At 36.3% G+C, this 22,120-nt stretch carries 23 protein-coding genes; 19 read left to right on the forward strand and 4 right to left on the reverse strand.

What is annotated here, in order from left to right:
• Positions 1–2 precede the first annotated feature (2 nt).
• From ureE to gndA, 7 genes are all read left to right on the forward strand, one after another.
• Complete coding sequence (gene ureE / locus LC095_RS01945; protein WP_226526556.1) at positions 3–449, forward strand: urease accessory protein UreE; 447 nt, start codon at positions 3–5, stop codon at positions 447–449.
• Entirely contained in the window at positions 442–1,128 is a 687-nt protein-coding gene (locus LC095_RS01950; RefSeq protein ID WP_226526557.1) for an urease accessory protein UreF, read from the forward strand. The genes ureE and LC095_RS01950 overlap by 8 nt, the downstream gene beginning before the upstream one ends.
• A gap of 30 nt (positions 1,129–1,158) precedes the next feature.
• Positions 1,159–1,776 carry an urease accessory protein UreG gene (ureG, locus tag LC095_RS01955; protein WP_026558897.1) on the forward strand — a complete coding sequence of 206 codons (618 nt, stop codon included), beginning with the start codon at positions 1,159–1,161 and terminating at the stop codon, positions 1,774–1,776.
• A 23-nt stretch (positions 1,777–1,799) separates the two neighbouring features.
• Positions 1,800–2,585, forward strand: coding sequence for an urease accessory protein UreD (locus tag LC095_RS01960; RefSeq protein WP_226526558.1), 786 nt, complete (start codon positions 1,800–1,802; stop codon positions 2,583–2,585).
• Between the two features lie 113 nt (positions 2,586–2,698).
• On the forward strand, positions 2,699–3,163 hold the full coding sequence (locus tag LC095_RS01965) for a chemotaxis protein CheW (protein ID WP_226526559.1): 465 nt from the start codon (positions 2,699–2,701) through the stop codon (positions 3,161–3,163).
• Positions 3,164–3,237: 74 nt separating this feature from the next.
• Positions 3,238–4,494 carry a DNA polymerase IV gene (locus tag LC095_RS01970; protein ID WP_226526560.1) on the forward strand — a complete coding sequence of 419 codons (1,257 nt, stop codon included), beginning with the start codon at positions 3,238–3,240 and terminating at the stop codon, positions 4,492–4,494.
• A 207-nt stretch (positions 4,495–4,701) separates the two neighbouring features.
• A complete protein-coding gene (gene gndA, locus LC095_RS01975) occupies positions 4,702–6,114 on the forward strand; it encodes an NADP-dependent phosphogluconate dehydrogenase (RefSeq protein WP_226526561.1) in 1,413 nt (470 codons plus the stop codon).
• 403 nt (positions 6,115–6,517) lie between these two features.
• Here gndA and zwf read toward each other — a convergent pair whose 3' ends face one another.
• A complete protein-coding gene (zwf, locus tag LC095_RS01980) occupies positions 6,518–7,999 on the reverse strand; it encodes a glucose-6-phosphate dehydrogenase (protein WP_226526562.1) in 1,482 nt (493 codons plus the stop codon).
• Between the two features lie 417 nt (positions 8,000–8,416).
• Between zwf and rnz the strand changes: the two genes are divergently transcribed.
• Complete coding sequence (rnz, locus tag LC095_RS01985) at positions 8,417–9,355, forward strand: ribonuclease Z (RefSeq protein ID WP_226526563.1); 939 nt, start codon at positions 8,417–8,419, stop codon at positions 9,353–9,355.
• A gap of 37 nt (positions 9,356–9,392) precedes the next feature.
• On the opposite strand, the gene namA is transcribed toward rnz, so the two are convergent.
• The gene (gene namA / locus LC095_RS01990) at positions 9,393–10,409 is read right to left on the reverse strand and encodes an NADPH dehydrogenase NamA (protein WP_226526564.1); all 1,017 of its coding nucleotides are present in this window, start codon (positions 10,407–10,409) and stop codon (positions 9,393–9,395) included.
• Positions 10,410–10,937: 528 nt separating this feature from the next.
• Between namA and LC095_RS27220 the strand changes: the two genes are divergently transcribed.
• Positions 10,938–11,126, forward strand: coding sequence for a cysteine-rich CWC family protein (locus LC095_RS27220; RefSeq protein WP_226526565.1), 189 nt, complete (start codon positions 10,938–10,940; stop codon positions 11,124–11,126).
• A 45-nt stretch (positions 11,127–11,171) separates the two neighbouring features.
• Here LC095_RS27220 and proC read toward each other — a convergent pair whose 3' ends face one another.
• Positions 11,172–12,014, reverse strand: coding sequence for a pyrroline-5-carboxylate reductase (gene proC / locus LC095_RS02000; RefSeq protein ID WP_226526737.1), 843 nt, complete (start codon positions 12,012–12,014; stop codon positions 11,172–11,174).
• Between the two features lie 649 nt (positions 12,015–12,663).
• On the opposite strand from proC, the gene LC095_RS02005 reads away from it, so the two are divergent.
• Genes LC095_RS02005 through LC095_RS02015 form a run of 3 tightly spaced genes read left to right on the forward strand, consistent with a single transcriptional unit; the run spans position 12,664 to position 15,040 of the window.
• Positions 12,664–13,458 carry an SDR family NAD(P)-dependent oxidoreductase gene (locus LC095_RS02005; protein ID WP_226526566.1) on the forward strand — a complete coding sequence of 265 codons (795 nt, stop codon included), beginning with the start codon at positions 12,664–12,666 and terminating at the stop codon, positions 13,456–13,458.
• A 43-nt stretch (positions 13,459–13,501) separates the two neighbouring features.
• On the forward strand, positions 13,502–14,032 hold the full coding sequence (locus LC095_RS02010) for a GNAT family N-acetyltransferase (RefSeq protein ID WP_226526567.1): 531 nt from the start codon (positions 13,502–13,504) through the stop codon (positions 14,030–14,032).
• Between the two features lie 39 nt (positions 14,033–14,071).
• On the forward strand, positions 14,072–15,040 hold the full coding sequence (locus LC095_RS02015; RefSeq protein WP_226526568.1) for a TRM11 family SAM-dependent methyltransferase: 969 nt from the start codon (positions 14,072–14,074) through the stop codon (positions 15,038–15,040).
• Between the two features lie 39 nt (positions 15,041–15,079).
• Here LC095_RS02015 and LC095_RS02020 read toward each other — a convergent pair whose 3' ends face one another.
• Complete coding sequence (locus tag LC095_RS02020) at positions 15,080–15,274, reverse strand: YqzH family protein (protein ID WP_226526569.1); 195 nt, start codon at positions 15,272–15,274, stop codon at positions 15,080–15,082.
• A 173-nt stretch (positions 15,275–15,447) separates the two neighbouring features.
• Here LC095_RS02020 and LC095_RS02025 point away from each other — a divergent pair, with 173 nt between their 5' ends.
• From LC095_RS02025 to LC095_RS02055, 7 genes are all read left to right on the forward strand, one after another.
• Positions 15,448–16,710, forward strand: coding sequence for a DNA polymerase thumb domain-containing protein (locus LC095_RS02025; protein WP_226526570.1), 1,263 nt, complete (start codon positions 15,448–15,450; stop codon positions 16,708–16,710).
• A 116-nt stretch (positions 16,711–16,826) separates the two neighbouring features.
• Positions 16,827–17,477, forward strand: coding sequence for a GDSL-type esterase/lipase family protein (locus LC095_RS02030; RefSeq protein ID WP_226526738.1), 651 nt, complete (start codon positions 16,827–16,829; stop codon positions 17,475–17,477).
• 24 nt (positions 17,478–17,501) lie between these two features.
• Positions 17,502–17,834, forward strand: coding sequence for a YolD-like family protein (locus LC095_RS02035; RefSeq protein ID WP_226526571.1), 333 nt, complete (start codon positions 17,502–17,504; stop codon positions 17,832–17,834).
• A gap of 164 nt (positions 17,835–17,998) precedes the next feature.
• On the forward strand, positions 17,999–19,078 hold the full coding sequence (locus LC095_RS02040; protein ID WP_226526572.1) for an endospore germination permease: 1,080 nt from the start codon (positions 17,999–18,001) through the stop codon (positions 19,076–19,078).
• A 9-nt stretch (positions 19,079–19,087) separates the two neighbouring features.
• Positions 19,088–20,545 (forward strand): spore germination protein, encoded by a 1,458-nt coding sequence (locus LC095_RS02045; RefSeq protein WP_226526739.1) that lies wholly within the window; start codon positions 19,088–19,090, stop codon positions 20,543–20,545.
• Positions 20,542–21,699: a Ger(x)C family spore germination protein gene (locus LC095_RS02050; RefSeq protein ID WP_226526573.1), complete on the forward strand. Its 1,158-nt coding sequence runs from the start codon at positions 20,542–20,544 to the stop codon at positions 21,697–21,699. The genes LC095_RS02045 and LC095_RS02050 overlap by 4 nt, the downstream gene beginning before the upstream one ends.
• A gap of 90 nt (positions 21,700–21,789) precedes the next feature.
• Positions 21,790–22,113 carry an iron-sulfur cluster biosynthesis family protein gene (locus LC095_RS02055; protein ID WP_226526574.1) on the forward strand — a complete coding sequence of 108 codons (324 nt, stop codon included), beginning with the start codon at positions 21,790–21,792 and terminating at the stop codon, positions 22,111–22,113.
• Positions 22,114–22,120: the final 7 nt, after the last annotated feature.

The following is a 22,120-nucleotide window of genomic DNA, read 5'->3' on the forward strand; positions in this document are numbered from 1 at the left end:
AGATGATTATTGAACAAATTATAGGAAACGTAAAAGAATTGGAAAAAGCTCCACATCATGTAGAACGTGTGTATTTAAGAAGTGATGACTTAGTGAAGAAAATCCAGCGTGTGAAAACAGATCATGGAAAAGAGCTTGGTATAAGACTTAAACAGGGAAAAGAGTTGGAAGACGGTGACATTCTGTACCAAGACCAAAAAAATTCGATCATAATAAGTGTGCTTGCAGATGATGTCATTGTCATTAAGCCAACTAGTATCTTGCAAATGGGAGAAATCGCTCATCAACTTGGCAACAGACATTTACCTGCACAATTTGAAGAAAATGAAATGATTGTTCAATATGATTATCTTGTAGAAAGATTATTAGTAGAGTTGGAAGTACCGTACACAAGAGAAGAACGTAAAATGAGCAAAGCATTTAAACATATCGGACATTCCCATGACTAATCAACTGTTTCACCTTCTGCAAATTTGCGATTCCAATTTTCCATCAGGGGCGTTTTCGCATTCCTTCGGGTTAGAAACGTATATCCAGGAAAATAAAATAATGGATAAAGAAACCTTCCTGGCGGCATTAAAACAATACTTACAAACACAATTTGTATTCACTGACGGTCTGGCATGCAGGTTAGTCTATGAATCTATAAAAGCAAACAAAATTGAACCGGTTTGGATGATAGATAGAGAACTGAATGCACTTGCGATGGCGAGAGAAACTCGTGAAGGTAATCGGAGAGTTGGCAGACAAATGGTAAAGGTCATGAATCAGCTCTTCCCAAATGAGCATTTGAATATGTACCAAGTAAAAGTCAAAAATAAACAAGTTTATGGTCACAGCTCAGTTGTGTTTGCAATGGTTTGTCTGGAACTGGATATTGATTTAGAAACAACCCTTTCTGCTTATCTCTTTGCTACCACTTCATCACTTGTTCAAAACGCAATAAGAGGAATTCCGATTGGCCAGACAGATGGGCAAAAAATATTAGTTACATTGAAACCATACTTAATAGAAAAAGTGAATGAAGTTTTGGTTTTAAATGAAGAAGATTTTGGAGCAGGTGCACCAGGCCTTGAAATAGCCCAAATGCATCATGAACAGCTTTCTGTTCGTTTATTTATGTCATAAAAAAAGAATGTAAAGGAAGGATGAAAAAAAATGAGTGAACCAATACGCATAGGAATAGGGGGCCCTGTTGGGGCAGGGAAAACGTTATTAGTTGACAAGTTGACAAGAGAGCTCATGAAAGACCTTGAGGTTGCGGTTATTACAAATGATATTTATACAAAAGAGGATGCTCAATTTTTAATCAAAAATGGTGCACTGCCAGAAGATCGCATCATAGGTGTTGAAACAGGTGGATGTCCACATACAGCAATTCGTGAGGATGCTTCAATGAATTTTGATGCCATTGACGAATTGAATGAACGCCACCCGAATCTTGATCTAATTTTTGTGGAAAGTGGTGGAGATAATTTGGCGGCCACCTTCAGTCCGGAATTAGTCGACTTTTCCATCTATATAATTGATGTGGCTCAGGGAGAGAAAATTCCCCGTAAAGGTGGTCAGGGGATGATTAAATCTGACTTGTTTATTATAAATAAAATTGATTTAGCACCATATGTAGGTGCAGATCTTGAAGTGATGCGGAAAGATACATTAGTATCTCGTGGTGACCGCCCTTATATTTTTACAAATCTAAAAGACGGTACCGGGGTAAAGGAAGTGGTTGATTGGATACGCAAAGAGGCCTTTTTAGTTGGTCTTGAGGCATGACATATACCGGCTACCTGGAGTTAATGGTAGAAAAAAAGCATAACCGTTCTGTCGTAAGCAATAGCTTTTTTGACGGAGTTTTAAAAATTACGAGACCAACATACCTGCCTGAAGGTCTTCCTTTATTAACGCTTATCCATGTTGGTGGTGGTTATGTTGATGGAGACTCATATAAAACAGAGATAGTTGTTGGAGAGGGTGCGAAACTCGCTTTAACTACACAAGCTTCTACTAAAATTTACAAGTCGCTTCAATTGGGTGTTCGTCAGGAAATGGATTACTTTTTACAAGCTGGAAGCGAATTACTTGTTAAACAAGATCCATTAATAGCATATAAAGACGCACAATTTTCTCAAGTTACGAATGTCTATATGGAGTCAACATCGATTTTTTATTATACAGATATTATTACACCAGGTTGGTCTGAAGATGGGAAGTTATTTCAGTATAAGAAGATCTCGTCTAAACTGAAACTATTTATTGATGGTGAATTACAAGTATTTGATCATCAATTATTGATGCCTGGAGAAAATTTGCAACAATTGATGCAGCTTGAAGGCTATACTCATATTGGAACATTGTTTATGATTCATCCTGAGGTTGATGAAAATTTAGTTGAAAAAATAAGAGTTGAATTACACTCAGTAAATCACTCGCGATTTGGTATTAGCACACTTAGTGCAAAAGGACTATCAGTGAGGGTTCTGGCATTTAGTACCCCAGAGATTGAAGAAGTCTTTTCTATATGTGAAGGAGTTATTCGTCACCACTTAGAAAACAAAGAGAAGATCGAATGGAGGAAGTGGTAACCATTTTTCATGACAAACCGGAATAAATACTAATAGTAGCTTTAAATACTAAAACATTCATAGTATGATAGTCTTAGTATTTCACCTCAAGTATTGATGGAGGAGATGATAACATGAATGTCTCAAAATTAGTCGTTTTCCGAACAGGTAATGAAGAATATGGTATTCCTATTGAACATGTCATTTCGATTGAGAAATTGGAAGATATAAATGCCATTCCCAATATGCCCTTTTATATGAAAGGTGTCGTAAAGGTAAGGGGAGAACTGATACCTGTACTTGATACGTATCAGATTTTTTATCATCAAAATATACCAATTGATAACGACGTGAAATTAATTGTCATTCAATCAGATGAGATTTCAGCAGCATTAATTGTAAAAGAAGCAAAAGAAATTATTGATATTGAAGAGAGTCAATTAAAGACAATTGCGGTCGGTGCATTTCAATCGACTAAATATTTTTCTGCAGTAGCAAGCTTAGATGAGCGTTTGATTACCATTATCAACCCGAATCTGTTATTGGAAAGCCTTGATAATTTTGCTATTGTGAAGGAAGAGATGATGAGCCACCAATAGAGGTGGCTTTTGTTGTTTCTAATGTTATTTTTAAAAAGCATTTCTTACAGAAAAAATGGTAAACTAGTAAGAGAATGAACGATGTGAGTGTGGTGTGGCTTGTGGAGCAGGTAAGTCGAAGAATTATTTTACATGTTGATATGAACAGCTTTTATGCATCAGTGGAAATGGCATATGATCCATCTTTAAAGGGAAAGCCTTTAGCGATTGCTGGTAATGTGGAAGAGAGAAAAGGAATTATTGTGACATGCAGCTATGAAGCACGTGCCAAGGGTGTGACGGCGACAATGCCACTCTGGCAGGCGCGTAGACTTTGTCCAGACCTTATCATACGTAAGCCCAATTTTGAAAGATACCGTACAGCCTCACAAGCGATGTTTGAATTACTTAGAGAATATACTCATTTAGTTGAGCCTGTTTCTATTGACGAGGGATATATGGATCTAAGTAAATTTGAAGGCTCCAGACCTTTGGAAATAGCGAAGTTAATTCAGGAACGATTACTTGATGAATTATTGTTACCTTGTAGTATCGGGGTAGCTCCGAATAAATTTTTAGCTAAAATGGCTTCAAATATGAAAAAGCCACTCGGGATTACCATATTAAGAAAAAGAGATATGCCAAAGACCTTATGGCCTCTACCAGTCCATGAAATGCATGGAGTCGGAGGGAAAACAGCTGAAAAACTTCACACAATTGGTGTTCATACTATTTATGATTTAGCTCATGCTAATGAGGTGCAGGTGAAAAAACTGTTAGGGGTTAACGGAGAAAAACTTATACAAAAAGCAAATGGTGTTGATAACAGAGAGGTTAATCCTAATGCCATTTATGATTTTAAAAGCATAGGGAATTCCACAACTTTAGCTAAAAATACAACGAAAGAAAATGAAATAAGAGAAGTATTAAAAAAATTATCTCATTCAGTGTCTGTTCGTTTGAAGCGCAAAGAAGTTCTTGCAACAAAATTACTTGTAACCATTCGTTATGGAAATTTAAAGACGATAACAAGAAGTAAAAAGCTGAATAATCCGATCGGTGAAGAAGAAGATTTATTTCATGAAGCAACAGAGCTCTTTTTTTCTCATTGGAATGATGAACCAATTCGATTATTGGGTATTACGGGACAAGATCTAGTGGAAAAGGATGATGCTTTTAAACAGTTAGACTTATTTTCATATGAACAAGACGCAAAGGATGAGCCGATTCTTTCGATTATTGATCAAATTAATCAAAAATACGGAGAACAGCTATTAAAAAAAGGTTTCAAAGGGAAGGGAAAAGAATCTCCAACTCCAGGAACGAGCTTTAGCAAAGATTTTTTTACATAGAAAACGATTACATAAGTTAAGTCACTTGAAATGTTACAGAAAAATGTGTATTTTTAAAGTTGTAGTCAAATGAAATAATTCGAATTATGTGTCAATTTAGCAGTTATTGGCGGAAAACTAAACTTTTTATTGCTATCACAAAATGATAGAAGAGTTTTTCATTTGTTTAGTTTTACATACTATAAGGATTAGAAGGGACGTAAGGGAATGTCGAAACAACAAATTGGAGTTATTGGTTTGGCTGTAATGGGTAAGAACTTAGCATTAAATATTGAAAGTCGTGGATTTTCAGTCTCAGTTTTTAACCGTTCAGCAGGAAAAACAGAAGAATTTTTAACTGAAGCAAAAGGGAAAAATGTGGTTGGAACTTACAGCATTGAAGAATTTGTTCAATCATTGGAAACTCCACGCAAAATTCTATTAATGGTTAAAGCGGGTGGACCAACTGATGCTACAATCGAACAGCTTTTACCACATCTTGATAAAGGTGATATTCTAATTGATGGTGGTAACACATTATATACAGATACACAGCGTCGTAATAAAGAGTTGGCGGAAAGTGGAATTCACTTCATCGGAACAGGTGTATCAGGTGGAGAAGAAGGAGCATTAAAAGGACCTTCTATCATGCCTGGCGGTCAAAAAGAAGCATTTGACTTAGTACAACCGATTCTTGAAGCAATTTCTGCAAAAGTAAATGGTGATCCATGCTGTACTTACATCGGTCCGGATGGTGCAGGTCACTATGTAAAAATGGTTCACAATGGTATTGAGTATGGAGATATGCAATTAATTTCTGAAGCATATTTCTTACTTAAAAATGTATTAGGTTTAACAGCTGACGAGCTTCATGAAGTGTTTGCAGAGTGGAACAAAGGTGAACTTGATAGTTACTTAATTGAAATTACTGCTGACATCTTCACGAAGAAAGATGAAGAAACTGGCAAACCTATGGTTGATGTCATTCTTGACACTGCCGGTCAAAAAGGAACTGGAAAATGGACAAGTAAGAGTGCTCTTGATTTAGGAGTACCACTTCCAATTATTACAGAGTCTGTTTTTGCCCGCTTTATTTCTGCAATGAAAGAAGAACGCCAAAAAGCTAGTAAAATTCTTTCAGGACCTTCTGCAAAATCTTACGAAGGAAACAAAGAAGAGCTTATTGAAGCAGTTCGTAAAGCATTATATATGAGTAAGATTTGTTCTTATGCTCAAGGTTTTGCTCAAATGAGAGCAGCGTCAGAAGAGTATAATTGGGATTTAAAATACGGTGATATTGCAATGATCTTCCGTGGCGGTTGTATTATCCGTGCAGCTTTCCTTCAAAAAATTAAAGATGCATATGATAAAGATGCACAATTGGCAAACCTTTTACTTGATGATTACTTTAAAGAAATCGTTGAAGGTTACCAAGGTGCGCTTCGCCAAATCTTAACGGTTGCGATTGAAAATGGCGTTCCAGTACCATGCTTCTCTTCTGCGCTTGCATACTATGATAGCTACCGTACTGAAACGTTACCAGCAAATCTACTTCAAGCTCAACGTGATTATTTTGGTGCTCACACTTACCAACGTGTTGACAAAGAAGGGGTCTTCCACACTGAGTGGATGGAAAAATAATAGTTTAACAAAAAAAAACAAAGCTCAAATTTGAGCTTTGTTTTTTTGTATTGAAGATATATAAAATCAAGTGGAACTGTATAATGCTTTAAAGGGCAAGATGAGGATCGATTAAGGGTTAAGGGGTGTATAGGAGGATATAGAGAGTACAGGTGAATCTGCGACATTTAAAACGTGTTTAAGAGGGATAAAAAAGAAGCTACCACAAATGTGATAGCTTAAAGTTAAGGAGACACAAGGGGTTGCTTCTTGCACTAACTAGTTTATTCTTCTGAACAAATTTTGTATGAGGCAAATAGACGAGCTCATTCGCACAATTTTTAGAAATAAATAAAAAGCCAATTGAATACAAGGACTCAATTGGCAAAATAAGAAATAAAATAAGGTATCGATTTCAATACAATTAATTAACAGGCCACCACTGGTTACCGTCTTGTTCAAGAAGTTCTTCAGCTTCTTTAGGTCCCATAGAACCGGAAGGATATGTTGCAAGTGATGCTTTACCATTTTTCCATGCATCAGAAATTGGATCTACAAAGCTCCAGGACAGTGCAACTTCATCCCAGTGTGTGAAGTTTGTCGCATCGCCACGCATGCAATCAAATAATAGTTTTTCATAAGCTTCAGGTGTATTGATCCCGTCATAGAGGTTATTTGATAAATCAAATTTAACTGGTTTTGAATAACCACCTTCAGATTCATCTTTTTTTGCATTCAATTGAAGGGTAATACCTTCCTCTGGCTGAATGTTAATAACTAGTAAGTTAGGTGGTACTGTTTCACCTTTGTTATAGTAAAGATTCATTGGAATATCTTTAAATTGTACAACAATTTTCGTTGATTTAGCAGCCATGCGTTTTCCTGTACGGATATAGAAAGGAACGCCAGCCCATCTGAAATTATCAATCATTAACTTGCCTGCTACATATGTTTCTGTTTCAGAACTTTTATCAACATTGCCTTCTTCACGGTAACCAATGAATTCTTTATCATTAAATTTTCCTGCGGCATATTGACCTCTCACAAAATATTCTGCAACTTGCTTGTCACTAACAGGTCTTAAGGCTCTTAGTACCTTCACCTTTTCACTTCGAATCTCATCTGTTGTTAATTTAATCGGTGGTTCCATCGCAAGTAAAGCAACCATTTGAAGCATATGATTTTGAACCATATCTCGAAGTGCCCCGGATTTTTCGTAGTAGCCTCCTCGATCTTCGACACCTAATATTTCACTTGAAGTAACTTGAATATTAGATATGTAACGATTATTCCATAATGGTTCAAACAGAGCATTGGCAAAACGAATAACCTCAATATTTTGTACCATTTCTTTTCCTAAATAGTGGTCAATACGATAGATTTGATCTTCGTTAAATGCTTCGCGAATTTCTTGATTTAATTTTTGTGCAGAAGGCAGATCATGTCCAAAAGGCTTTTCAATGACAAGTCTGCTCCAGCCTGGAGTAGCTGTTAAGCCTTCTTTTTTTAAGTTTTGAGCGATTGTACCAAAGAATTCCGGTGCCATTGCTAAATAAAAGATACGGTTTCCTTCTGTTTGATAGGTGCCATCAAGCTCATTTAACAGTCCGTTTAATTCTAAATAGGAGGAAGGATTTGTTACATCAAAAGGATGATAATAGAAATGAGAAGTGAATTCTTCTAAATCTTTTGATTCCTTCATCGATGTTTGAATAGAATCTGATACGTTGCTTCGAAACTCTTCAGTAGTCCAAGGTCTTCTTGCAACCCCTACAACAGCAAAATTTTTACCGATTTTTTCGTTTTGAACAAGGCGATAAATAGACGGAAACAATTTTCGTTTCGCCAGATCACCAGTTGCTCCAAAGATGACAATAACTGATTTAGGATGTTCTTGTGTATTCACGTTCGTACCTCACTTTGTCATTAATGCATTTATTTTTTCATCAGTATTTTGAATTGAAATCGATCGTTGAAAAAGAAAATAAATAATGGCATCGAATTTCTTATTTATACTGATTGGAAATTACTCCTATACAAATACTTAATTTTAAAGGTAATTTCCCCTTAAATCAAACATTATAGCCTATAATGTCTTTCCACATAGTTTATTATAAACGATTATAAAAAAATTATCGTCTATTATGCACCTATTTTGTAGAAATCTTTCTATAATTCAGTCTATTTTAGACATAATATTGAATTTGGTCAAGATGATGTGATGATTTTGTTATAGAATTTCAAAAAAATAAATTCATTGTTATTTCGCTATTTTAAGCATTCGTGTATGCTTAAAGAAAATGACGCAGGAGGAAAGTGCAAAGTGAATGTAACATTTCTTGGAACGGGTGCAGGAATCCCTGCCAAAGCCCGAAATGTGACAAGTATCGCTCTTCAATTATTAGAAGAGAGAAATGAAATATGGTTATTTGATTGCGGGGAGGCAACTCAACATCAAATTTTACATACCTCTATAAAACCGAGGAAAATTGAAAAAATTTTTATTACCCATTTGCATGGTGATCATATATATGGCTTGCCTGGTCTACTTAGCAGTCGTTCATTTCAAGGAGGAGAAACACCGTTAACCATATATGGACCAAAAGGCACAGAGCAATTTGTAAGAACTGCTTTATCTGTTAGTCACACCTATCTCACATATCCAATTGAATTTGTAAATGTAAAGGAAGGAATTATTTTTGAAGATTCATCCTTTCAAGTTAAGGCAAAGAAAATTGAACATGGCATTGAATCGTATGGTTATCGCGTGATAGAAAAGGATTTACCCGGAACACTGCTAGTCGAAGAACTTAAAAAGATCGGTGTTCGACCAGGACCGGTTTATCAAAAACTAAAAAATGCAGAATCTGTCCAATTAGAGGACGGTTCGATTATTCATGGAAGTGATTTCATCGGACCCTCAATAAAAGGAAGAATTTTCTCTATTCTTGGTGACACTCGGTACACAGATAGAAGTGTGGAGCTTGCAGAAAATGCCGACTTATTAATTCATGAAGCAACTTTTTCAAGAGAGGATCATCACCTTGCTTATGACTATTACCATTCTACAACTGAAGATGCTGCCAATATCGCTAAAGCATCAAATGTGAAGAAATTAGTTTTAACCCATATTAGTTCGAGATATCAATCACCTGAACAACTCGATGCACTAGTTGAGGAAGCGAAATCAGTTTTTCCGCCAACTGTTATTGCAGCAGATTTCATGCAAATTGACATTCCAAAAAAACGTTCAAATATATAAGAGAAGAGAGTTGAATCCGATCAACTCTCTTTTGTGATTACCATCCCCGAACATATTGCTTTGGAGCTTCAATCTTTTCTCCCAGCTCTTTAGCTGCAGTTCTGGGGAAATACGGGTCTCTAAGAAGTTCTCTTGCGATAAATATCAGGTCTGCTCGATTATTTTGCAAAATTTCTTCTGCTTGTATGCCGCTTGTGATTAATCCAACAGCTCCTGAAGCAATACCTGCTTTTTCTTTAACTTTTTCAGCAAATCTTACTTGGTAGCCTGGAAATACATTAATCTTTGCAGGGACAACAGCTCCTGAGCTAACGTCGATCAAGTCAACTCCTTGTTCTTTCATCTTACTTGCATAACCTTCATAATCTTTTATATCCAATCCTTCGGGATGATAATCCGATGCTGAAATCCGAACAAATAGTGGTCCATCCCAAACTTCTTTCACAGCATCAATCACTTCGCTTAAAAATCGGTATCGATTATCTTCAGAACCACCATATTCATCATCTCGCTTATTAGAAAGAGGTGATAAAAATTCATTGATAAGGTAACCGTGGGCTGCATGAATCTCGATTATGTCGATGCCTGCTTTCTTTGCTCTTTTAGCTCCATCTTGAAAAGCTTGAACAGTCTCTTTAATTTCTTCCTTTGTCATGCTTTTCGGAGTTTTGTATGTATTGTCAAATGGAATAGATGATGGTGCAATAATTTCTCCATCAACGGTCGATTTTCTCCCTGCATGTGCCAGCTGTATAGCTGTTGCTGAACCGTATTCTTTAATTCTTGATACTAATTCTTGAAGGGCTGGAATATGGTCATCGCTCCAAATCCCAAGATCTTGTGCAGATATACGGCCTTGAGGTGTAACAGCAGTGGCTTCAACCATTATTAAGCCAACTTGCCCTACTGCACGGCTTATATAGTGCGTGAAATGGAAATCCTCTATAAACCCCTGTTCACCTATTGATGAATACATACACATCGGGGACATAACAATACGGTTTTTAAGGATAACATTCTTTATTTGATAAGGCTGGAATAGTTTCGTCTTCATCTTTTATCCTCCCATTATAAATACTTTGTTTGAAAAAATTATAACAGTTGCTGCAGCTGTTCAGCATGTTTCTTGCTTGATTAATTTCTCCTAATGGTTTTTAGGGAGGAGGTTGGTGTAATTCTATCAGATGAAAAGTTGAGAAAAAATAAAACAGGAATAGTAAGCAGTAAAGTACTTACCATCCTGTTCTAAGTTAATGTGAAACCTGAGACACGTAATGAATATTTTTTGCTTATATAAACTGAGGCACACTAACCAGACTTTTTATTCTTGTAAGTAAATGCCGGTAAGTTGAAGATGCCTTATGCCCTGCAAGAAACAGTGTAGTTAATAAGCTAAATAAAATATTCATCTTCGATCCCTCCACATTAAGAATAGTGTTAATATAACACTATAGTTAGCTTGTTCTATCGAATTTGATTTATTCTCTTCCTTAGAGACTAAGGTCAATTCTCTGCGGAAGAATGAATATGTTCAACTTTTATTTTTAGGAAAAATACTAATAGTATGGAAGAAAGGTAAAAAATGAATAAATGTCCGATATGTAATGGTGAAAATAACTGTGGAATTTTGGATAGGAAGGAATCTTGTTGGTGTATGAACATAACGATCCCAGAAAAGGTACTTGCTCTTTCTGGAAGTAATAAGGATCGTTGCATATGTTTAACATGTATTCTGAAAGAATTGGGATCAAACGAAAAATCTGAAGAGTGAGACAATACTGGAATAATAAATGCGGAGTGCTTTGTAAGCACTCCGTTATTTTTTAGACGATATAAGTTCTTCTGAAAACATGGATTTTAACTCTTCTGATCTTTCAGTAGCACGTCTTATGCATGAAATAAACGCATCCTCAACCTGTCTTTCTTGGAGAATGGAGATGCCGGCTTCTGTTGTCCCATTTGGGCTCGTTACTTCTTTTCTTAACTGAGAAGGATGTTTGTCTGACACAGCAATCATTTCAGATGCCCCAAGTAATGTTTGAACTATTAAATCACGAGCAACAAAAGGATCTAATCCTACGTCAACTGCCGCTTTTTCCATTGCTTCTACCAGGTAGTAAATATAAGCAGGACCACTGCCTGACAGACCTGTAACAGCATCAAGTTGTTTTTCTTCGACAATTTTACACATGCCAATTGCTTCAAAGAGAGTTTTACATTTATTCATTTGGTTAGGTGTAACATTTTGACTGCCGGCAATGGCGGTTGCTGACTTAAGAATGGCTGCAGAAGTATTTGGCATCGCCCGAACAATTGCTGCTTCTTTTCCAAGTATATTTTCAATTGTATCGATAGAGATACCCGCTAATACAGACACAATAACCTGTTTATCGATCAAATGCTGAACACCATCAAGTCCAGCTTTCACATCTTTAGGCTTCATGGCTAGAACAATAATTGATGCATCTTTTACTAATTTTTGTTTATCATGGGTTGTTTCAACACCATACTTTTGAGAAAATTCATCTAATCTTGCTGAATTTGATCGATTTGCCACTATTATTTGCCCAGCAGTAAATACTTTACCTCTAATAAGTCCTGCAACCATAGCCTCAGCCATGGAACCCGCTCCGATAAACCCTATTTTATCCATTTTTATGACTCCTTACGTTTAAAATAAAAAGCCATTCCGCCCTTACAACATAAGGACGGAATGGCTCCGCGGTACCACCTTGATTGGAGTGAATCATACTCCCAGCTTTGAAGTCTTTATCGCAGACATACGGTTAGGTTTACCTAACAGCTCCTGGGGCAGGTTCAAAAAAATGGTGGGCAATGGAGTTTTCCAGCCTTAGAACTCCAATCTCTATTACGCCATTTTTTCTACTAGTCCCAATCAACGCTAAACTTATTTTCTACACATTAAATTAAATTTTTATTCATTATGCAGTGATGGACAGGTCCTTGTCAAGCTTTTTAAAGGTGTATGGATCTGCAAATTATGTGAATATAATGACTGAAGAGTGTCTTCATTGTAAAATATGTCTATCCTACGTTTTTAGTTAAAGATGAATGTCTTAAAGGTTTGATTGTTTTAGAGGGACTACTACATGAATTTTTAGTTGACAAACTGATAATTGGTTTTAATGTTTGCATCTGTCTTTTACGTTAAAGCAGCTTCTAATGATAATGTCGGAAACTGCTGGACAGCTTGACTATTTACAAGAAATCGGTCAAATTAAAATCGATGAAACAAATGAAAAATATTTATACTATTATGCTACCTAAAGCGGTAAGAGGTGATCCATTTGAATGCACGTATACAAGGCTGCTATGTTGCAATTACTGGTGCTTCCGGCGGAATTGGAGAAAAGATTGCAATTGAATGTGCGAGACATGGGGCACATTTAGTTTTATTAGCGAGAAGAGAAGAGCTTTTAGCCAAACTTTCTGAACGGATTCAGAATGATTATGGTGTATCATGTTACTATTATCTACTGGATGTTCAGGATGTTCACTCGATACAACAAGTATTTTCAACCATTGAATCAGAGATCGGACAAATTGACGTACTTGTCAATAATGCGGGATTCGGTATTTTTAATGAAGTTCTTCATTCTTCACTTGATGAAATGAAGAGCATGTTTGAAGTAAATGTGTTTGGCTTAATTGCCAGTACGAAGATGGTGTTGCCTTCAATGGTGAAAAGAAGAAGAGGTCATATTATGAATATTGCCTCACAAGCTGCTAAAATTGCTACACCTAAATCAAGTCTTTATTCTGCGAGTAAGCATGCAGTATTGGGTTTTACAAACAGTCTTCGTATGGAGGTAAAGCCACACAATGTGTTCGTCACCTCGGTTAACCCGGGGCCAATTAAAACAGATTTTTTCACTATTGCCGATAAGGAAGGAAATTATGTGAAAAATGTAGAACGCTGGATGCTTGATCCTGATAAGGTTGCGCGTATTATCGTTGCTTCAATGCTTTCCCCAAAGCGGGAAATAAATTTGCCTGGATGGATGAATGCGGGCAGTACAATCTATCAAATTATGCCAAATCTGTTTGAAAAACTTGCTGGAAATGCGTTTTTTAAGAAATAACTTTTGGTTTTTCAACAGCTACATAAGGAGAGGGAGTTCTTCTATGATTGAGTTACACTATTTTAACCGTAGGCAAATACCTCAGCTAATAAGCTGGATTGAGACACCGGAGTTTCTACTCCAATGGGCAGGACCGACGTTTCGCTTTCCGTTGACTGAACAGCAAATTGAAAAGTACATTGAGAATGCTAATTCAGATCGCTCTACTTCATTTATTTACAGCGTTTTGTTAAAAGAAACCCGCGAAGTAATTGGACATATTGCTTTAACGAATATTGATAGAGAGCATAAGTCTGCCCGAGTGGGAAAAGTATTAATTGGAGATCAGCGTGTCCGTGGTAAAGGGATTGGATATTTGATGATGAAAGAAGTATTGAAAATTGCTTTTGAGCAGTTGGATTTGCATCGAGTAAGTCTAGGCGTTTTTGACTTTAATACGTCAGCTATTGTTTGTTATGAAAAAGCAGGGTTTAAAAAGGAAGGTTTACTTCGTGAGTGTAGAAAAATTGGAAATCAATATTGGAGCCTTTGGGAGATGAGTATATTAGCTCATGAATGGCAGAAAACTTATTAAGTATTAAGTTAGGACACTCACTGTCTTAACTCAGGAGAAATGGCTAGTAAAGGTGGAAAACGCTTGGTTGATCAGAAACAGAAGTTTATTTACACATTTTCATGTCATGAAGACGAGATTTCTTTATGTCAATTAGAAATGCGGTCATTATTTGGGTTTCACACAGAAACTAACGTACTTGAAAGCTCTGTGCAAATTAATTCAAGCCGAAGTCCGTTTATAAAAGAAAGAATTGATGTCATTTATAAGGCAGATTGTTTAGACGATCTTGTTCAGAAGGTGAGTGGCTATCAGGCTGAAAAGACGTTTAAAGTAATTGTAATTGAACATAGTCAAGCTACCGGTTTGCAAAAAATAGGTTTTGAGCAAAGACGTAAAATTGAACGGGAAATTGGATTGCAATTATCAGGGCAAATAGATTTACAAAATCCTGAGCAGATTTTTGCAGTTATAAAGGTAAAAGATAACTGGGTGTTCGGACATTATACAAAAAGTGAATCCATTTGGTTATTCCATCAAAAAAAGCCTAATCATTATTCGACAGCTCTTAGTACCCGGGTGGCTAGAGCGGTCGTAAACATTGCTGTTCCAACGATTGCGGATAAAAAAGTCATTGACCCTTGCTGTGGCGCCGGAACTGTGATGATAGAAGCATTATCGATGGGGATTGATATCGTAGGAAGTGACTTGAACCCTCTTGTTACCCGACCTGCTCGTGAAAACATTGCTCATTTTGGTTATAAAGCAAAGGTTTTATTAAGAGATATACGAGATGTGACCGAAAGGTATGATATTGCAATTATTGACATGCCTTATAATCTCTGTTCTGTTTTAGAGCCGGAAACACAGCTTGAAATGCTTAAAAGTGCAAGGGGATTTGCCGGAAAAGTTGTTGTTATTACAACTGAAACAATTGACCCTTTAATTGAAAGGGCAGGTTTTACTATCACAGATCGGTGTGTGGCTAAAAAAGGAAGTTTTTCGAGACAAATTCTTGTTTGTTGTTAACAGTAAAGAGCCTATAATCTCATTATAGGCTCTTATTTTCTATTCTTGATTCGTTAAATAGCTATATACAACATCCTCTACAACCTCATACCATTCACTTTCCTCGTTTTTATCAACTGTAATTTTCTGTATTAAGTAAATGTTATCCTTCTCTGAAAGAGGGTCTACATCCAGATTTCGGCCGTATTGGAGAAAGCTTTTTTTAAGCATCTTTTTTAATATCTTGTCTTCCATTTTTCACCTCACTACTGGTAGTATACCGTTTTTGTATGAGTTTTTCGATCGTGCTTAACATTGAAATTTGTCGTTTTCTTGGGGAAAACTACCATTGAAATCGAACGTATATTCCCTTAGTATATAGAATATAATAAACGCGAACATACATTCTATTTTTAGGAGAAGTGGCTATGATTGAAAACTACGATCAATTGCCGAAACGAAAGATTCTTTGCATTGATATGAAAAGCTTTTATGCAAGCTGTGCTGCTGTTTTGCTGGGATTAGATCCATTAACTTGCTATTTAGCTGTTGTAGGAGATACGGATCGGCAGGGAAGCATTGTCTTGGCAGCTTCTCCACGACTAAAAAAGGAATTTGGCATTAAAACAGGTTCAAGACGTTTTGAAGTACCAAATGATCCCCGTATCACCATTGTGGACCCGAAAATGGGGATGTATATCAGGATCTCAACAGAATTAACAAAGTTGTTTCACCGCTATGTGCCAAAGGATGCTATTCATACTTATAGTGTGGATGAAAGCTTTATTGAAGTAGACGGTGTGGAGCATATTTGGGGGGACGCACAGACAATTGCGAAAAAAATTCGCGATGATATGGAGCGTGAATTTGGCCTTCCAAGTGCAATTGGTATCGGTCCTAATATGCTGTTAGCTAAAGTTTGTCTAGATACTGAAGCGAAAAAGAAAGGTGTGGCAGAATGGACATACGATGATGTGAAAAAGAAGCTTTGGAAGCTCGAGCCATTAAGCGAAATGTGGGGAATCGGCTCAAGAGTACAAAAAACACTAAACCGAATGGGAATCTCTAATGTGGGCCAGCTTGCAAATTATCCTCTTGAGCTGCTTGAAAAGAAGTTTGGGGTAATGGGAAACCAGCTTTACTATCATGCGTGGGGCGTGGATTTATCTGAAATTGGAGCCCCGATCATGCAAGGGCAAATCAGCTTTGGAAAAAGTCAAATTTTACTTCGTGATTACCCGGATCCGGAAGAAGTAAAGCATGTCATATTAGAAATCAGTGAAGAGGTTGCCCGCAGAGCACGTCAGCATGGAAAGGCGGGCCGAACAATTAGTCTTGGAATTGGATATAGCCGTGATGAGTTTGGCGGAGGATTTTACCGTTCTAAAACAATTGATGAGCCGACCAACATCACCATGGATATTTATGAAACATGCCTGCAATTGTTTGAAAAATTTTATGCAAACAAAACAGTAAGAAAAATTTCAATTGCGCTTTCAAACATTGAAAATGACTGTGAAATGCAGCTTGATTTGTTCCGGCCAAACCGTGCAAATCAGCGAACACTGGGGTATGTTGTAGATTCAATTCGTCATAAGTATGGCTCAGATGCTATCTTACGTGCTGTATCTTATACTCCGGCTGGAACAGCGAAGCATCGCGCGAAGCTTGTTGGAGGCCATAAAGCATAGGTAGAAACCAGCTGATATGGCTTTCGCCTATTTCACCAGAGGAAAAGCTGCGTTTGTCTCTCCTTCGAATATTGTATAAAAATGTATTCGCTTTTGAGGGAGGATATCAAGTGGAAATGAATCAATCGTGTTTATCATATGTGGCTTTAGGTGATTCCTTGACAGTCGGAGTTGGAGCATCATTTTTAACACCCGGATTTGTCGGGCGGTATGTGAGATTAACTGAAGAAACTCTAGATAGACGTGTGATAACGAATATCTTTGCAAAATCGGGAATTGAAAGTAGTGGTGTACTGGATATTGTAAGCAGTGAACCACTACATGACAAAATAAATCGTGCCAATATTATCACCATCACTGCCGGTGGAAATGATCTTATCCAAGCAAGTAAAGACTTTATTGAATCACGTGATCAAACAGAAATTGCACAATCAGTCAAAGAGTGTCACAGCAATATGATGAAAATAATGGAGACAATTCATGAACTGAAAAAAGATTGTGGTGTACCATTTATCGTGTATTTATTTAATCTATACAATCCGTTACCACAAATCACATTGGCAGATAAGTGGGTTCGGTTGTTTAATCAACAGTTAAGCAGCTTTGATAACAAAAAAACAATTAGAGTTATTGATATTTATACAGTATTTAAAGATAGACAGGAAGAGCTTTTATCTGGAGATCGTATTCATCCAAATAGTTTGGGATATCAAGAGATGGCAAATACATTGGTTCAATTAGGCTATCCAAAAGAATTTAATGAATAATAGTAGTGAAGGCAGGGGTAAACCATGATACGAGATAGAGGGAATATCAAATGGACATCGATGATGCTTCCCGAACATGTTAAATTGCTAAGAGACTGGTCTGAAGAAGATACGTATCAAGAAAGGCCGGAGCTTGATGAACAACAGTTAGAGCAGTTTAACGAAACAATTTGCATGGCGATGGAGGAGCATAGGGAGCTTGTTTTTACTTACTATAAAGATCATTTTTTTCATACATGCTCAGGGTATGTGCACTATATAGACTCTATTCGGCATATATTACGAATTGTTGATGAACAATCAGGAAATCAACTTACATTACCTCTTCACGACATCATTGATGTCAAACAAAAATAAGAGGATGAATCCGAATCATCCTCTGACTCATTTTCTCACTTAACATATTACTTTCAAAGACGTTTCCTCATTTGAAACACATAGTTCCCCATTGTAATAACAACTTCATAGTATAGAAAAAAAAACAGTACAAATAATAACGATGAAAGTGGGTGAGGAAGAAATTGGGACCAATAAAATTTCCGTTATTAGTTTTTATGCTGATGCTGACAATAGGTTTATTTGCACATGTCCAAACCATCCCTGCTTTATTATCTGTTACCGGGCGAGATGCTTGGCTGACAATCATCATAACGATTGTACCAACGGTCATCTGGCTATTCGGATTAAGCAAGCTATTAAAATTAATGGAAAAAATAAGTGTGACGGAATGGAAGAGAACACTATCACCGGTAAAATACTATCTCCTTGTTAGTCCTCTTATTGTGTACCTATTCCTATCAGCGTATATAACGACAAAAGATATTGTCATGTGGAGCCATATATCATACATTCCGGATATCAACTACAGCATAATCGTTGTTGCATTTTTGTTTTTATGCTTTATTGGGACAAGGTCAGGAGTTAAGTCTTTGGCGATATTAAGTGGGATTTTATTGCCGCTTGTTTCGGCATTAGGCTTCTTTGTTATGACCGTTAATGTAAAGAAAAAAGATTATGAACAACTATTACCACTTATTGAGCATGGGTGGCCCCCCGTATTTCAAGGTTTAATATATACATTACTTCCTATAGTGGAATTATTTATTCTTTTAATTATACCTTCTATACATAAACACAAAATTGGAATTGGAAAACTATTCATTGTAGGGGGCATTATAATAGGACTAATGCTTGGACCGACAATTGGGGCAATAGCAGAATTCGGTCCATTGCAGGCCTCTGAATTTAGGTATCCAGCGTTTGAACAGTGGAGAATTCTAACAATAGGTAATTATTTTTCACATGTGGATTTTTTTGCTATTTATCAATGGCTCTCAGGGGGAGTACTTAGAACCAGCTTATACATTTTGTTAGCTAATCAACTGCTCGTAAGGAAAGAAAAAGGGAAATATTCCGTCATTATCTGCTATCTTTGTCTTGTCATATTTTGTTTATATCGAGTTGATCAGAATACATTTTATGAACTTCTTTACGTTTATTTTATGCCGATTGCATTAGGGGTATTAGTTATTCATATAACAATCATATTTGTCTACTTGCATATTAAAAATCGAAAAAAGAAGATTGAGGAGGTAGGGTAGTTGGAAAAAGTGCTTCAACACTCAGACATTGAGTATACAATGGCAGGAATGAAGCAGTTATTTTCTTCATCCTCTGATATCACCATTAAAACAATGGAAAAAGGTGACAGTAAAGAAACGTTTCTATTAGTATACTGTGGACCATTAATTGACTCTGTATTTCTAGATGAAGTTGTTTTGCCAAAGGTAAATCAGTATTTTATAGAGGAAACTTTAGAAAACATAAGCAGTTTGATTCAGGTACAAAAAAAAGATAAAAAAGATATAACAAGTGAAGATCTGAGCAATTCTATTTTTTCGGGGAAGCTTATGATGACAACAAACGAAATTGATCTGATTTATTTTTATGATATAAGCAAAGTACCAACAAGGTCACCTGATGAATCAGTAACAGAGGTTTCAGTGAGAGGACCAAAAGATGGATTTGTTGAAGAACTTAATGTAAATCTTGGACTAGTAAGGAAACGGTTAAAAACCTCTTCTTTTATTGTAGAAGAATACATTGTTGGCACGCGGTCACAAACAAAGGTAGCGCTTCTCTATATAAAAGACATAATAAATGTAGAGCTATTAAAGAATATTAAAGACAAGTTAAACAAAATCGAAACTGATGTTTTAACAGGCAGTTCACAAATGGAAGAGTTAGTTGTTGATAAACAAGTTTTCTCTCTGTTCCCTTTGGTAAATCACACAGGAAGACCTGATTTTGTTGTAGATTCGCTAAATCAAGGAAGGTTTTCTCTATTAGTAGATGGAGCACCAACAGCCTTAATTGCACCTGCAAATCTGGCCTTTTTAATAAAAACATCTGAAGATCAGCATACAAGCTTTATTTTTGCATCTGTGGAAAGATTGCTCCGCGCAATAGGCTTGTTTATTACCGTTTTTTTACCAGGCTTATTTACAGCGTTAACCACACATAATGTAGGTCAGCTGCCACTACCACTATTGGCAACCATATCGGTTTCAAGAATAGGATTACCCTTTACATCATTTATTGAAGTTATCCTTATGCTTGTGATGTTTGAGTTATTTAAAGAAGCAGGTGCCCGCCTTCCTAAGGGAGTAGGGCAAACAGTGGCTGTTTTGGGAGGGTTAATTATAGGGGATGCGGCCATTCGAGGAGGTATTACATCTCCGACAATGCTCGTTGTAATAGGAGTAACCGCGATTTCGGGTTTTACTTTAGTCAATCAATCGTTATCTGGAAATCTTTTTGTTGTACGTTTATATATTGTGGTGTTAAGTTTTTTTGCCGGTATATTCGGATTTATTATTGGATTTATCTCGATTATCATGTATTTGTCAACAATCAGATCGTTCGGCTACCCGTATTTATCCTATTATCAAGATCTCACATGGAAAGACTTATTTTCAATCTTTGTGAAACTTCCAGAGGTAATAAAGGATAAACGGGCCCCGGAATTGGACACAAATGATTCGACCAGACAAGGTGACAGGCAATGAAGAAGATAAGAGCATTATTTTTGGTTAGTTTGTTAGCAGTATTAACAAGTTGTCATAATGTAAAAGAAATACATAATCAAGCCTATGCAGTAGGGATGGGGGTCGACTATGTAGAGGGTGAATATCATATAATCTTACAGTTTTTAGATTTTAGTAATGTAGCAAAAACAGATCAACAAAAAAGTGCAGAACCGGTTCCCGTCTGGATGGCAAAGGGGAAAGGTAGAACAATAGAAACAGCATTAAATGATATATTTAATACAATTCAAATGAGAGTAAATTTCGAACAATTAAATTTGGTCTTGTTTGGAGAGAATATGATTGCCTCGACAGAGCAACTTGAAGAGGCTTTTAATACATTTACTTCGAGCTTTACCGTTCGTTTAACAGCCTGGAGTTATATAACAAAGGAAAAACTGGAGGATGTTTTTACGTCATCGATAATTTTTGATTTTCCTTTTTCATATTCAAGGCTAAACCAACCGGATGAAGGAAGTAAACAAAGTGCAACCGTTCAAGCTATCTCACTAAGAGAATTTGTTATGCAATTAAACGAAAAAACGAAAACAACGATTGTTCCTTCAATCGAATTGAATAAAGATCTAATGATGAAGGAACAGACAAAAGAACCAGCAGCAGTAATCAATGGTGCACATCTTTTCAAGGACAAAACATATAAGGGATGGCTTTCAATACAAGAATTAACAGGATTTATTTGGACGAACAACAAATCAGAAAGATCTATTACTGAATTTGAGCCGGAAAAGGGGAAGATTCTAGCTGTGGAATTGCTGGAACCTAATTTGAAGCTGATACCAGAAAAGGCAAAAGGAAGTTACAATATTGAGGTCGATTTAACGGCATTAATAAAAGAAAGTGTCGACCAACATGTTACCCAAAATAATATAAAGAAAGAAATCGAGAACCTTATTAAAGAAGAGATAGAAAAAACGTATAAAACAGCTAAAAAGTTAGGTGCAGATATTTTTCAACTAGAGGATCATGCATATCGGTATCACTTAAAAGATTGGAGAAAATATAAAGAAGAACAAAAAAACATAAACCTTTCCGATGTTACTGTAAATGTTCAAACATTATACAGCATTGATAAATACAAAAGCATAAAAAATGATGCCAACACAAAGAGAGAATAAAATTGAATGATTGTAACCTAATAAATAACATGCAGAAAAAAACTCCATATGGTACACTAAGCTCAAAAGATGCAGTGAGGAGTTTTTATCATGCAAGTAACATTCTCAAAAGAAGCAATAGAACAGTTAACACCAAAATTACATGACAATAAAGACAGGTTATTAAAATTAAAATACGATACAGATGGTTGCGGATGTGTAATGAGCGGAGTAACAGCGATGTGGCTAGTGGAGAAAGAGGACCAAGGAGATGTAAAGCTTGATACAAATCTCGTACCTCTATTAGTAGAAAAAAACAAAATGGTCTTTTTAGATGAACAACTAACTATTTCTTATAATGAAACAGCCAACAGCTTCATGTTAAAAAGTCCTTCACAAATTCTAAATCCACGGATGAGTTTACTTGTAAAGTGAGGGATTG

Origin of the sequence: Metabacillus niabensis (genome assembly GCF_020524345.1) — a bacterium.
Lineage (GTDB): Bacteria > Bacillota > Bacilli > Bacillales > Bacillaceae > Metabacillus > Metabacillus niabensis_B.